Here is a 12,321-nt window from a genome sequence, read left to right as displayed (position 1 = left end):
TTCTTGTCGTTCTTGCCAAGCCGCAATCACATGCCGCCGCAATTTTCCAAAGGACGCTGGAATTGCGCCATCCTTCCGGCTAAACCACCTCAAAACGCTTTGAACCGGGAGGTGCGAGACCGAAATGCTGGCGGAAAATGCGCTATCCTGCGGTGTGGTGATCGTCGCCGCCGGGCGAGGCGAACGGGCCGGCAGCCATGCCGAAGGCCCCAAGCAGTACCGGCGCATCGGCGGAAGGCCGGTCATCTCCCATACGCTCGATCTCTTTGTCAATTGGCCGCACGCCCGGCATATCGTGGTCGTGATACACCCCGATGACGCGGCCCTGTTCGAAACGGCCCGCGCCGCCGCCCTTCCCGCCGGGGAGCGCCTCACCGTCGTCCATGGCGGCCCGACGCGCCAGCAGTCCGTGCTTGCCGGCCTGGAGGCCCTTCCGGCGGGCGAGGTCAGCCACGTCCTCATCCAGGATGCGGTGCGCCCCTTCGTCGAGCCCGCCATCCTGGAGCGTACCCTCACCGCCTTCCAGCACGGCGCCCGTGCCGTGCTGCCGGCCGTCGCGGTGGCCGACACGCTGAAGCGGGCGGACGCCAACGGCAATGTCGCCGAGACCGTCTCACGTTCCGGCCTCTTCGCCGCCCAGACGCCGCAATCCTTCCACCTCGCCACCATCCTGGAGGCCCACCGCCGCGCCAGCGCCTCCGGCCGCACCGATTTCACCGACGACGCCTCGATCGCCGAATGGGCGGGCGTTCGCGTGCATCTCGTCGAGGGCAGCGCCGGCAACGTCAAGCTCACCTTGCAGAAGGATATCGCCATGGCCGACCAGCGCCTTTCCCACGGCCTGCCGGACGTTCGCACCGGCAACGGCTATGACGTGCACCAGCTCGTGGAAGGCGACGGCGTCACGCTCTGCGGCCTCTTCATTGCGCACGACCAGAAGCTCTCCGGCCATTCCGACGCCGACGTCGCGCTGCATGCGCTGACGGACGCGCTGCTCGCCACCTGCGGGGCGGGCGATATCGGCGATCATTTCCCGCCCTCCGATCCGCAATGGAAGGGCGCGGCCTCGCGCATCTTCCTCGAACATGCCGCCGGCATCGTGCGCGCGAAGGGCGGCACGATCATGAACGCCGACGTCTCGCTGATCGCCGAGGCGCCCAAGGTCGGCCCGCACCGCGAGGCGATGCGCCGCAACCTTGCCGATTTCCTCGGCATCTCCATCGACCGTTGCTCGGTCAAGGCGACGACCAACGAGAAGATCGGCTTCATCGGCCGCCGCGAGGGCATCGCCGCCATCGCCACCGCCACCGTCGTCTACGGGGGAACCGACGCATGAGCCTCTGGTCAAGGGACATCGAAGACATCGCGCGAAAAATCGTCGCCGATTTCACGGAGCGCGGCCTGTTGATCGCCACCGCCGAATCCTGCACCGCCGGCCTCATCGCCGGCGCAATCACCGAGATATCGGGCTCGTCGAACGTCTTCGACCGCGGCTTCGTGACCTATTCCAACGAAGCGAAGCGGGAGATGATCGGCGTCGCCAATGCCACGCTGAAGGCGCACGGCGCCGTCTCCCGCCCGACCGCCATCGAGATGGCCGAAGGCGCCATCGGCAATTCCGCCGCGAACATCTCGGTTGCCGTGACCGGCATCGCCGGCCCCGGCGGCGGTTCGGAGGAAAAGCCGGTCGGCCTCGTCCACCTCGCCGCCGCCCGCAGGGGGCATGAAACGCTGCACCGGGAAATGCGCTACGGCGATATCGGCCGCAGCGCCGTGCGCCTTGCAACGGTGCGAACGGCGCTCGAAATGCTGATAGAATTGTCGGAAGCGGACTGAGCTATTTCGCCGCTCCCGGCAGACAGAGCCCGGTAACGTTGAGCAAGGCCTCCATGCGGACCGCCGCGTCGTCCTGCTCCCACCAGGGAACGCCCGTCGCCAGGTATTCCTTGGCCATCCAGGCATCGTTCGTCTCATGCTCGCGGCGAACGGCGTCCTGATATTCCTTGCCGGCGCGCTTCTCCGCCATGCATGTGGCGTAGTCGTCGCCCGCAAGCACGCGGCTGGCATAGATGCCCTCGAAATCCCCCGTGCTGCCGGCCTTGCCGGTCTCGATGTCGACGACGCGCGCCGCCTGCTCGCGGGAAATGTCGAGGTCGAGGGTCTCGATATAGACCCGTCGTCCCCAGTCCATCTCCTTGTTCGCCGGATCCACCGGCGCGATCTCGTAGATCCGGCTGAGGAGCTTTGCACCGGCCATCGCCTCGGAGATGACAGCGACGGTGGTGAGCCTGTAGGTGAGGCTTCGCGCCTCGGCCTTTCCCGCCAGTTGCCCCATCGGCTCGAACCTGCGCGTCACCGTCGCCGTCTCGCCGACGGGCACGGCCCTGATGTCCGGCGTCACGGTCTCCTTCCCGTTGAGGAACAGATACATGTTGGCAACGCGGCCGGGCGGAAAATCCTGGTCGCTGTAGACAAGCGGCTCGGGATAGGATCCGGGATTGCGCGACCGCGTGCTCACCTTCAGCCCTTCGGAGAGCCAGTAATTGCCGGCGATCGGGCGTTTGTCGGCATCGAGCAGCAGCACGTAGCTTCCCGGCTTGCGCAGGAGCGCGAGGTCCGGCTCGGCGGAGGCGCCATGAGCCGCGCATATCGAAGACGCCAATAGAAAACAGCGCAAACGTCCCATCGCCCGCCTCCCGGCCGTTGACCTTCGGGTGGATGACGGATGACCGGGGCTTTTTGTTCAGCCGCCGTAGATCGTCGAGGCGCGTTTCTCGAAGGCGTCGGTGAACATGCGGAAGGCACGGTCGAACATCGAGCCCATCAGCGCGCCGAGAATGCGGCTCTTGAACTCGTAGTCGATGAAGAAATGCACCGAGCAGCCGCCGTCGGGCAGCGCCTCGAAGCGCCAGCGGTTGTCGAGATAGCGGAACGGCCCGTCGATATATTTGACGTCGATCGCCCGCTCGGCGCGGTTGAGCAGGACCTGGGTGGTGAAGGTCTCGCGGATCGCCTTGTAGCCGACGGTCATGTCGGCGACCAGGAGCTCCTTGCCGTCGCGCTCCTTGCGCGAACGAACGGTCAGCGCCTCGCAGAGCGGCAGGAATTCCGGATAGCGCTCGACATCGGCGACGAGGTCGTACATCTGTTCTGGCGTGTGGGGAACCGGACGGCGGGTTTCGAACTGGGGCATGGCCGAGAGCTAATATTGCCGCGCGAGGATGGCAAGTAGCCGGCGGTTCTCCGCCTTGGATTTCAACACGCAAACCGGCACATCAGGGCCATATGCCGCAAGGTTCTCCTCGATTTCCGGGCTCTGCGTCTTCTCGAAGTTCCAGATATAGGTGAGGAATTCGCGCGTCATCCGCTCCGGGCAGCCATCGGCCATTTCCGGCCGCGACCGGCCGCGGAATTTCAGCCAGCGCGAGAGCACGCCGTAAAGCGACGTCCAGCGCGGCGGGCGAAGCCAGAGGACGAGATGCGTGCGCGGCAGGCGCAGTTCGAGCGTGCCGGGGCTGGTGCCGTCGATGATCCAGCGCTCCTCCGCCAGGATCGCCCGCAGGCGCGCCAGGGCTTCCGCACGCGGACGCACCGTCCAGCCCGGCAGCCAGAAGATCTCGCGGTCCATCGAGACATAGGGCAGGCCCAGCCGCGCGCCGAGCTTTCGCGCCAGCGTCGACTTACCGCTGCCCGAGCACCCGATGACCAGCACGCGCTGCGCGGTCTTCAGCCGTTCGGCCGCGTCCTCCATCGTGATCGAAACCGTCATCGCCGTCCCCGAAACGAAAAACCCCGCCGTCGGGCAGGACGGCGGGGCTTAAAGGAAGGCGGCGAAAAAGTCTATTCCGCGGCAGCAAGAAGTTTGCGCTCGCGCGCCGCCCGAAGCCGGGCGAAGTCATCGCCGGCATGGTGCGAGGAGCGCGTCAGCGGGCTGGAGGAGACCATCAGGAAGCCCTTGCTGTAGGCGACCGTCTCATAGGACTTGAACTCGTCCGGCGTCACGAAGCGGTCGACCTTGTGATGTTTGCGGGTCGGCTGGAGATACTGGCCGATGGTCAGGAAGTCGACATCGGCGGTCCTGAGGTCGTCCATCAACTGAAGCACTTCGTTGCGCTCTTCGCCGAGGCCCACCATGATGCCCGACTTGGTGAACATGGTCGGATCCAGCTCCTTCACGCGCTGCAAGAGGCGCACGGAGTGGAAGTAGCGCGCGCCAGGGCGCACCGTGAGATAGTTGCCCGGCACGGTCTCCATGTTGTGGTTGAAGACGTCCGGCTTGGCCGCGACGACGCGCTCCAATGCCCCCGGCTTCTTCAAAAAGTCCGGCGTCAGGATCTCGATCGTCGTCGAGGGCGAAGCCGCGCGGATCGCCCAGATCACCTTTTCGAAGTGCTCCGCGCCGCCATCGGCAAGGTCGTCGCGGTCGACGGAGGTGATGACGACATGCGACAGGCCCATCTGCCTGACGGCCTTGGCGACGTTTTCCGGCTCGTCCTGGTCCAGTGCATTCGGCTTGCCCGTCGCCACATTGCAGAAGGCGCAGGCGCGCGTACAGATCTCGCCCATGATCATGAAGGTCGCGTGCTTCTTGTCCCAGCACTCGCCGATATTCGGGCAGCCCGCCTCCTCGCACACCGTCACCAGCTTGTGCGAGCGCACGAGGTCGCGCGTTTCCTGATAGCCCTTGGAAACCGGCGCCTTGACGCGGATCCATTCCGGCTTGCGCAGCACTTCCGTGTCCGGCCGATGGGCCTTTTCCGGATGGCGCACCCGCGGAGCGTTGGGATCGAGATTGGTGCGGTCGAGAATGGTGACCATGTCGTTTCCACTTTCCTGGCGGGCGGCGTCGCGCCCATCCTGCGGACCGAAAATAGGAGCCCGCCTCATGTGGAGGCGGGCTTTAGCACGTTCAAGCGTTCAGTGCACGCCCATAGGCATCGAGCACGCTTTCCTTCAGCGTTTCCGAAATGGTCGGGTGCGGGAAGATCGTGTGCATCAGCTCTTCCTCGGTCGTCTCGAGGTTCATGGCGATGACGAAGCCCTGGATAAGCTCGGTCACTTCCGCCCCGACGAGGTGCGCGCCCAGAAGTTCGCCCGTCTTCTTGTCGAAGATCGTCTTGACGAGGCCCTGGTCCTCGCCGAGCGCGATGGCCTTGCCGTTGGCGACGAAGGGGAAGCGGCCGACGCGGATGTCGCGGCCCTGCTCCTTGGCCTTGGCTTCCGTCAGGCCGACGGAGGCGACCTGCGGGTGGCAATAGGTGCAGCCCGGGATCTTCGCCTTGTCCATCGGATGCACGTTCGGCAGGCCGGCGATCTTCTCGATGCAGATGACGGCCTCGTGCTCGGCCTTGTGGGCGAGCATCGGGGGACCTGCGACGTCGCCGATCGCGTAGATGCCCGGCACGTTCGTCTTGCCGTAGCCGTCGATGGCGATGAAGCCGCGGTCGGTCTTCACGCCGATGGCTTCAAGGCCGATATTCTCGATGTTCGCCTGCACGCCGACGGCCGAGATCATGCGGTCGGCGGTGATCTTCTCGACCTTGCCGTCCTTCATCTCGACATGGGCGGTGATGGAGTTGGCGCCCTTCTCCACCTTGGCGACCTTGGCCTCCAGATGGATCTTCATGCCCTGCTTCTCGAACTGCTTCTTGGCGAGCGCCGAGATTTCCGCATCCTCGACCGGCATCACCGTCTTCATCACCTCGACAACGGTCACATCGACACCGAGCGTGCGGTAGAAGGAGGCGAACTCGATGCCGATGGCGCCCGAGCCCATGACGAGCAGCGACTTCGGCATTTCCTCCGGCTTCATCGCTTCAAAGTAGGTCCAGATCAGCTTGCCGTCCGGCTCGATGCCCGGCAGCGCGCGCGGACGGGCGCCGGTGGCAATCACGATGTGCTTGGCCTTGTAGGTGCCCTCCGGCAGGACGTTCTTCGGCAGCGGCGCCTGCGGCTGCTGGATCGCCTTGGTCGTCTTGGAGACGACGATCTCGCCGGGCTTGGTGAGCTTGGCTTCGCCCCAGATGATGTCGACCTTGTTCTTCTTCATCAGGAAGCCGACGCCGCCGTTCATGCGGCTTGCGATGCCGCGCGAGCGGGCGACGATCGCCTTCAGGTCCGGCGTCACCGTGCCCTCGATCTTCACGCCGTAATCACCCGGATGCTGGGCATAGTGGAAGATCTCGGCCGAGCGCAGCAGCGCCTTGGTCGGGATGCAGCCCCAGTTGGAGCAGATGCCGGCGAGATGCTCGCGCTCGACGATGGCCGTCTTCAGGCCCAATTGCGCGGCGCGGATCGCGGCGATGTAGCCGCCCGGACCCGAACCGATAACGATGACGTCGTAGGCATTCGACATGAGCGCTTCCACTCCTCTGTTGTTCTTCTGCGCCCGCGGTCGACTGGCGCCGCCGCGGCCTTGACGAGGAGCGGAAGCACTCCGCCCCTCAGGGAAGCTCGTCGACCTTTTCCGGCCGCGTCAGCATCCCGTAGATTTCATCCTTGAGCCGCATCCTTTCTTTCCGCATGTCGGCCATGTGGAAGTCATCGACCGGCTCGATATCCGTCTCGGCGCGGTGGATCGCGAGATTCACCGCCTGGTATTCCTCGGAAATCCGGTGGAAGTGGCCATCGATCTCGCGCAGGTGGCGGATCTTGGCCAGATGCTCCGGAAATTCCTCTGCCAGTTGGTGCGGGGTGTTCGGCATGTCCATCTCCTTCTTCTGATGATGGTGACAGCCTAGCGCGCCCGCGCCTTCCCTCCTTGATCCCGGTCAAAGCCCGAGCATCATGCGCACGACCGGCTCCAGCCCCTTGCCGATCGCCCGCGTGTTCCGCGCGTCGAGATGCACGCCGTCGAGCGGCGTCGTCTCGGCCACCGAGCCCGCATCGAAAAAGCCGCAGCCGCGCTCGTCCGCCAGGTCCGCATAGAGCGTCGCCAGCATCGCCGATTGCTCCACGCCGCCGGCGAACATGGCCGCGAAGGCGGTGTTCGCCGTTTCGCAGAGCGGCGGCGGCGAGACGATCAGCACCTCCGGCCCTTCCGCCGCGTCGAACGACCAGGCGTGGTGGCGCACCAGCTCCACCAGCCGCTCCATGCCCTGCACCGCGCCGAAGGCCGTGCCGCAGATGGCGGGCTTCATGTCGTTGGCGCCGAGGAACAGGATGACGAGGTCGATCGGGTCGTGGCTGTGCAGGATCGTCGGCAGGATGCGCGCACCGTTGCGGTCGCAATCCGCCAGATGGTCGTCATAGGCGGTGGTGCGGCCGTTGAGGCCCTCCGCGATCACGGTGACGCCGGGCCCGAGGGCCTTGGCGAGCACGCTCGGCCAGCGATCCTCGAAGGCGTGCCGGTCGAGCGTTTCCGCATTGTAGCCCCAGGTCAGGCTGTCGCCGTAGCAGAGAATGGTTTTCACAGCATCCCCCCGGGATATTCCCCTCCCCCTTGCGGGGAGGGGTCAGGGGTGGGGGTGGTTCCGCGGAGTTCCATGGCGATCCTTCTGAGGACAGACGTCATATCCAGCATCACTTCGCGGTTCTGGAAACGAATGACGCGAAAATTCTGTTCACGAAGATAAGCCTCCCGCTCGACATCTCGTCTTTTCCGTCCCGCATCGGCATGGATTTCACCGTCGACCTCGATAACGAGCCTCCTGCCCAGACATACGAAATCCGCGACGTAACGACCGATTGGCACTTGTCGACGGAAATGAGTTCCCGGAATGCCCGGCAATTCCTTGCGAAGCGCGGCCCAAAGGCGGCGTTCCGCATCCGTCATCGAGCGGCGAAGGCGCGGCGCATTCATCGCCGCTTCACGACTGGGCGGATTCGATTTTTCGCGATTCCAGACCATGTTCACCGTTCCTGCCCCAATCGGCACCCCCACCCGTCCGCTGCGCGGACACCCTCCCCGCAAGGGGGAGGGAAAGCGTCTCAGACGAGCATCCCCATCGGGTTCTCGATATAGCGCTTGAAGGCCCCGAGCAGCTCGGCGCCGAGCGCCCCATCGACGCAGCGGTGGTCGGTGGAGAGCGTGACCGTCATCGCGTTGACGATGACCATCTCCCCCTTCTTGACCACGACCCGCTCCGTGCCCGCGCCGACCGCCAGGATCGTCGCATGCGGCGGGTTGACGACGGCGGCGAAGTTCGAGACGCCCATCATGCCCATGTTGGAGACCGCGGTCGTGCCGCCCTGGTACTCCTCGGGCTTCAGCTTGCGTTCCTTGGCGCGCTTGCCGAGGTCCTTCATCTCGTTGGAGATGGCCGACAGGGTCTTCAGCTCCGCCTTGCGGATGATCGGTGTGATCAGGCCGCCCGGAATGGAGACGGCGACGCCGACATCCGCATGCTTGTGCTTGACCATGTTCGTATCGGTCCAGGAGACGTTGGCGTCCGGCACGTCGCGCAGCGCGAGCGCCATGGCCTTGATCACCATGTCGTTGACCGAAAGCTTGTAGGCCGGCTTGTCTTCCTTGCGCGGCGACGAATCGTTGAGCTGGGCGCGCAGCGCCAGCAGCGCGTCAAGCTCCACGTCGACCGACACGTAGAAGTGCGGGATCGTCTGCTTGGATTCCTGCAGGCGCTTGGCGATGGTCTTGCGCATGCCGTCATGCGGCACGAGCTCGTAGGAGCCCTCGTCGAAGAGCTTCAGCACGGCATCGTCCGACATGCCCTTCGGCGCGGCGGCCGGGGCGGCGGCTGCGGCAGCAGCCGGCGCTGCGGCGGCAGCGGGCTTGGCACCGCCGGAGGCCGCTGCCTTCTCGACGTCGCTCTTGACCACGCGGCCGTGCGGGCCGGATCCGGAAACCGCCGAAATGTCGATGCCGGCTTCCTTGGCGAGGCGGCGGGCAAGCGGCGAGGAGAACACGCGGTTGCCATCCTTGGCCGGAGCCGGACCTGCGGATGCGGTGGCAGCCGGGGCCGCAGCAGCCGGCTTTTCCGCGTCCTTCGGCGCTTCGGCCTTGGCCTCGACCGGCTTGGCTTCGGCGGGCTTGGCATCCGCCTTGGGCGCCGAACCGCCGCCGGCAGCGGCGGCGCTCACATCCTCGCCATCGGCGGCGAGGATGGCGATCAGGCTGTTGACCTTCACGCCTTCCGTGCCGGCGGGAACGACGATCTTGGCGACCGTGCCCTCGTCGACGGCCTCGACCTCCATCGTCGCCTTGTCGGTCTCGATCTCGGCGATGACGTCACCGGATTTCACGGTGTCGCCTTCCTTGACCAGCCACTTGGCGAGGTTGCCCTCTTCCATGGTGGGCGAGAGGGCGGGCATCGTAATGTTGATCGGCATTTCGGCGCCCTCCCCTTATTTGTAGCAGACGGTTTTGACCGCCTGGACGACTTCGCCGACATTCGGCAGCGCCAGCTTTTCGAGATTGGCGGCATAGGGCATCGGAACGTCCTTGCCGGCGATCGTCAGGATCGGCGCATCGAGATAGTCGAAGGCCTGCTGCATGACGCGGGTCGCGATCTCGGTGCCGACGGAGGACTGCGGATAGCCCTCTTCGACGACGACGAGGCGGCCGGTCTTCCTGACGGATTCGATGATCGTCGGCAGGTCCATCGGGCGGATGGTGCGAAGGTCGATCAATTCGACGTCGATGCCGTCCTTCTCCAGTTCCGCGATCGCCTTGATGGCATAGGTCATGCCGATGCCGAAGGAGACGACGGTGGCGTCGTTGCCCTTCTTGTGCACGCGCGCCTTGCCGATCGGCAGCACGAAATCGTCCATCTTCGGCACGTCGAAGCTCTGGCCGTAGAGGATTTCGTTTTCGAGGAAGATGACCGGGTTCGGATCGCGGATGGCCGCCTTCAGGAGGCCCTTCGCATCGGCCGCCGTGTAGGGCATGACCACCTTGAGGCCCGGAATATGGCTGTACCAGGCGGCATAGCACTGCGAGTGCTGGGCAGCGACGCGCGCCGCCGCGCCGTTCGGGCCGCGGAAGACGATCGGCGCGCCCATCTGGCCGCCCGACATGTAGAGCGTCTTGGCGGCGGAGTTGATGATCTGGTCGATCGCCTGCATGGCGAAGTTGAAGGTCATGAACTCGACGATCGGCTTGAGGCCCGTCATCGCCGCGCCGACGCCGACGCCGGCAAAGCCGTGTTCGGTGATCGGGGTGTCGATGACGCGGCGGGCGCCGAATTCCTGCAGCAGCCCTTGCGTGATCTTGTAGGCGCCCTGGTATTCGGCGACTTCCTCGCCCATGACGAAGACGTCGTCGTCGCGGCGCATCTCTTCCGCCATGGCGTCGCGCAGCGCTTCGCGCACCGTCGTCGGGACCATTTCGGTGCCGGCCGGGATATCCGGGTCGGCGGCGATTTCACCCTTCGGCGCTGCCGGAACGGGGGCGGAAGCAGAACCCTGTTCGGTCGGCTTTTCCGCCTCCTCGACCTTCGGCGCGGCGGCTTCGGCCTGCTTTTCGGCGGCCTTCGGCGCAGCCATCGCATCGGCGCTCTCGCCGTCCTGCAACAGCACGGCGATCGCCGTGTTGACCTTGACGCCTTCCGTGCCGGCCGGGATCAGGATCTTGCCGATCACGCCTTCGTCGACGGCCTCGACTTCCATCGTCGCCTTGTCGGTTTCGATTTCGGCGATCACGTCGCCAGACTTGACGGTGTCACCCTCGTTCTTGACCCATTTGGAGAGCGTGCCCTCTTCCATGGTCGGAGACAGGGCGGGCATGAGAATCTCGATTGGCATTGGTGTCCCTCCCCGGATTACAGCAGGATGTCGGTGTAGAGTTCGGATGCATCCGGCTCCGGATCGGCCTGCGCGAAATCGGCGCTGTCGGCGACGATGTCACGGACGTCCTTGTCGATCTGCTTGAGATCGTCCTCGCTTGCCCATTTGTTTTCCAGAAGGCGGGCGCGCACCTGCTCGATCGGGTCGTGCTCGGACCGCATCTTCTGCACCTCGTCCTTCGAGCGGTACTTCGCCGGGTCGGACATGGAGTGGCCGCGGTAGCGGTAGGTCTGCATTTCGAGGATGATCGGCCCCTTGCCGGAGCGGCAGTGCTCGACGGCCTCGTCGGCAGCGGCCTTGACCGCGCGCACATCCATGCCGTCGACCTGGAAGCCCGGGATGTTGAAGGAGGCGCCGCGCTGGGAGAAGTCCGTCTGGGCCGAGGCGCGCGAGACGGCGGTGCCCATGGCGTAGCGGTTGTTCTCGATGATGTAGATGACCGGCAGCTTCCAGAGCGCGGCCATGTTGAAGCTTTCGTAGACCTGGCCCTGGTTGGCCGCGCCGTCGCCGAAATAGGCGAGCGAGACATTGTCGTTGCCGCGGTACTTGTTGGCGAAGGCGAGGCCCGTGCCGAGCGAGACCTGGGCACCGACGATGCCGTGGCCGCCGTAGAAATGCTTCTCCTTGGAGAACATGTGCATGGAGCCGCCCTTGCCCTTGGAAAGGCCGCCGCGACGTCCGGTCAGTTCCGCCATCACGCCGCGCGCGCTCATGCCGCAAGCGAGCATGTGGCCGTGGTCGCGGTAACCGGTGATGACCTGGTCACCTTCCTTCAGCGCCAGTTGCATGCCGACGACGACCGCTTCCTGGCCGATATAGAGGTGACAGAAGCCGCCGATAAAGCCCATGCCGTAGAGCTGGCCGGCCTTTTCCTCGAAACGCCGGATCAGCAGCATCTCGCGATAGGCCTTCAGGTCGTCTTCCTTGGAGAAATCGGCGATGGTGCCGCCGGTGAAGTCTTTCTTTGCAGGCTTTGCCGCCGTTTTGCGGCTGGACGTGGACGCGGTTTTACGCGGAGCCATTCGTTCCTCCCTATGTTTGCCTCTTGGGGGAAACCATAGGGGAGAAAGTCCGCCTCAGCAATGCCATAAATGCATGGCTTATATTCTTCGCAAGCCCCTGATTAGTAAGGCATATTTACGATTAACCAGATTTCGGTTAATCCACTCTCTCAATGGAAAATCACGATTTCGTCGGCTCTGGACATGTTGAGATAGGAGCGTGCTTTTTCGTCGAGCATGTCGCGCTCGAGCGAGCCATCGCTCATCAGGGCCACCTCTTTTTCCAGGATCTGGCGCTGCCGCACGAGGACGTCCAGGCGCGCCTGGCGCGTCACTCTCTGCCGTTCGAACTCCTCCATCCCCCTGAGACCGAAGTCGCCATGGACGGAATGATAGCCGAAGTAGGACAGGAATGCGACTGTAATTACCGGCAACGTCAGCCGGCCGAATTTCCGCTTCTTATGGTGTTTGGTCCACATGCAAGGTCGCCCCGATACGCAATACGGGTTCGACACTAGCGGCAAGCGGTTAACCGACCATTGACCATGATCGACGGGCAAGGAAAAACCGCACCTGC

Annotated in this window: 14 protein-coding genes; 2 read left to right on the top strand and 12 right to left on the bottom strand. The window is 64.7% G+C overall.

What is annotated here, in order from left to right:
• The first annotated feature begins 124 nt into the window (after positions 1-124).
• Both EV665_RS18885 and EV665_RS18880 read left to right on the top strand, forming a co-directional pair.
• Positions 125-1,336 (top strand): bifunctional 2-C-methyl-D-erythritol 4-phosphate cytidylyltransferase/2-C-methyl-D-erythritol 2,4-cyclodiphosphate synthase, encoded by a 1,212-nt coding sequence (locus EV665_RS18885; protein WP_133035267.1) that lies wholly within the window; start codon positions 125-127, stop codon positions 1,334-1,336.
• Positions 1,333-1,836: a CinA family protein gene (locus EV665_RS18880; protein WP_133035266.1), complete on the top strand. Its 504-nt coding sequence runs from the start codon at positions 1,333-1,335 to the stop codon at positions 1,834-1,836. Before EV665_RS18885 ends, EV665_RS18880 begins: the two co-directional genes overlap by 4 nt.
• Before the next feature lies 1 nt (position 1,837).
• Here EV665_RS18880 and EV665_RS18875 read toward each other — a convergent pair whose 3' ends face one another.
• The 12 genes from EV665_RS18875 to EV665_RS18820 form a co-directional block, all read right to left on the bottom strand.
• Entirely contained in the window at positions 1,838-2,686 is an 849-nt protein-coding gene (locus EV665_RS18875) for a hypothetical protein (RefSeq protein WP_133035265.1), read from the bottom strand.
• Positions 2,687-2,743: 57 nt separating this feature from the next.
• Positions 2,744-3,193, bottom strand: a complete 450-nt coding sequence (locus EV665_RS18870; RefSeq protein ID WP_133035264.1) for a type II toxin-antitoxin system RatA family toxin — start codon at positions 3,191-3,193, stop codon at positions 2,744-2,746.
• A gap of 9 nt (positions 3,194-3,202) precedes the next feature.
• On the bottom strand, positions 3,203-3,769 hold the full coding sequence (locus tag EV665_RS18865; RefSeq protein ID WP_133035263.1) for a P-loop NTPase family protein: 567 nt from the start codon (positions 3,767-3,769) through the stop codon (positions 3,203-3,205).
• 71 nt (positions 3,770-3,840) lie between these two features.
• Positions 3,841-4,818 (bottom strand): lipoyl synthase, encoded by a 978-nt coding sequence (gene lipA, locus EV665_RS18860; RefSeq protein ID WP_064330218.1) that lies wholly within the window; start codon positions 4,816-4,818, stop codon positions 3,841-3,843.
• Positions 4,819-4,909: 91 nt separating this feature from the next.
• On the bottom strand, positions 4,910-6,355 hold the full coding sequence (gene lpdA, locus EV665_RS18855) for a dihydrolipoyl dehydrogenase (protein ID WP_133035262.1): 1,446 nt from the start codon (positions 6,353-6,355) through the stop codon (positions 4,910-4,912).
• 88 nt (positions 6,356-6,443) lie between these two features.
• Complete coding sequence (locus tag EV665_RS18850) at positions 6,444-6,704, bottom strand: HP1242/YdcH family protein (protein ID WP_064332518.1); 261 nt, start codon at positions 6,702-6,704, stop codon at positions 6,444-6,446.
• Between the two features lie 66 nt (positions 6,705-6,770).
• Positions 6,771-7,412: an SGNH/GDSL hydrolase family protein gene (locus EV665_RS18845; protein WP_064330220.1), complete on the bottom strand. Its 642-nt coding sequence runs from the start codon at positions 7,410-7,412 to the stop codon at positions 6,771-6,773.
• Positions 7,409-7,849 carry an endonuclease domain-containing protein gene (locus EV665_RS18840; RefSeq protein WP_133035261.1) on the bottom strand — a complete coding sequence of 147 codons (441 nt, stop codon included), beginning with the start codon at positions 7,847-7,849 and terminating at the stop codon, positions 7,409-7,411. Before EV665_RS18840 ends, EV665_RS18845 begins: the two co-directional genes overlap by 4 nt.
• Before the next feature lie 80 nt (positions 7,850-7,929).
• The gene (locus EV665_RS18835) at positions 7,930-9,288 is read right to left on the bottom strand and encodes a pyruvate dehydrogenase complex dihydrolipoamide acetyltransferase (protein WP_133035260.1); all 1,359 of its coding nucleotides are present in this window, start codon (positions 9,286-9,288) and stop codon (positions 7,930-7,932) included.
• Between the two features lie 15 nt (positions 9,289-9,303).
• Complete coding sequence (locus EV665_RS18830; RefSeq protein WP_133035259.1) at positions 9,304-10,701, bottom strand: pyruvate dehydrogenase complex E1 component subunit beta; 1,398 nt, start codon at positions 10,699-10,701, stop codon at positions 9,304-9,306.
• A 17-nt stretch (positions 10,702-10,718) separates the two neighbouring features.
• Entirely contained in the window at positions 10,719-11,765 is a 1,047-nt protein-coding gene (gene pdhA / locus EV665_RS18825) for a pyruvate dehydrogenase (acetyl-transferring) E1 component subunit alpha (RefSeq protein ID WP_064330224.1), read from the bottom strand.
• A 149-nt stretch (positions 11,766-11,914) separates the two neighbouring features.
• Positions 11,915-12,223, bottom strand: coding sequence for an FtsB family cell division protein (locus EV665_RS18820; RefSeq protein WP_133035258.1), 309 nt, complete (start codon positions 12,221-12,223; stop codon positions 11,915-11,917).
• Positions 12,224-12,321: the final 98 nt, after the last annotated feature.

Origin of the sequence: Shinella granuli, assembly GCF_004341885.1 — a bacterium.
In the GTDB taxonomy this organism is placed as follows: domain Bacteria; phylum Pseudomonadota; class Alphaproteobacteria; order Rhizobiales; family Rhizobiaceae; genus Shinella; species Shinella granuli.
This window is presented reverse-complemented; position numbering and strand designations above follow the sequence as displayed.

Excerpts from the sequence above, each read along its gene's own strand:
- EV665_RS18885 (WP_133035267.1), top strand. The coding sequence starts at position 125 with ATGCTGGCGGAAAATGCGCTATCCTGCGGTGTGGTGATCGTCGCCGCC.
- EV665_RS18880 (WP_133035266.1), top strand. The coding sequence starts at position 1,333 with ATGAGCCTCTGGTCAAGGGACATCGAAGACATCGCGCGAAAAATCGTC.
- EV665_RS18875 (WP_133035265.1), bottom strand. The coding sequence starts at position 2,686 with ATGGGACGTTTGCGCTGTTTTCTATTGGCGTCTTCGATATGCGCGGCT.
- EV665_RS18870 (WP_133035264.1), bottom strand. The coding sequence starts at position 3,193 with ATGCCCCAGTTCGAAACCCGCCGTCCGGTTCCCCACACGCCAGAACAG.
- EV665_RS18865 (WP_133035263.1), bottom strand. The coding sequence starts at position 3,769 with ATGACGGTTTCGATCACGATGGAGGACGCGGCCGAACGGCTGAAGACC.
- lipA (WP_064330218.1), bottom strand. The coding sequence starts at position 4,818 with ATGGTCACCATTCTCGACCGCACCAATCTCGATCCCAACGCTCCGCGG.
- lpdA (WP_133035262.1), bottom strand. The coding sequence starts at position 6,355 with ATGTCGAATGCCTACGACGTCATCGTTATCGGTTCGGGTCCGGGCGGC.
- EV665_RS18850 (WP_064332518.1), bottom strand. The coding sequence starts at position 6,704 with ATGCCGAACACCCCGCACCAACTGGCAGAGGAATTTCCGGAGCATCTG.
- EV665_RS18840 (WP_133035261.1), bottom strand. The coding sequence starts at position 7,849 with ATGGTCTGGAATCGCGAAAAATCGAATCCGCCCAGTCGTGAAGCGGCG.
- EV665_RS18835 (WP_133035260.1), bottom strand. The coding sequence starts at position 9,288 with ATGCCGATCAACATTACGATGCCCGCCCTCTCGCCCACCATGGAAGAG.
- EV665_RS18830 (WP_133035259.1), bottom strand. The coding sequence starts at position 10,701 with ATGCCAATCGAGATTCTCATGCCCGCCCTGTCTCCGACCATGGAAGAG.
- pdhA (WP_064330224.1), bottom strand. The coding sequence starts at position 11,765 with ATGGCTCCGCGTAAAACCGCGTCCACGTCCAGCCGCAAAACGGCGGCA.
- EV665_RS18820 (WP_133035258.1), bottom strand. The coding sequence starts at position 12,223 with ATGTGGACCAAACACCATAAGAAGCGGAAATTCGGCCGGCTGACGTTG.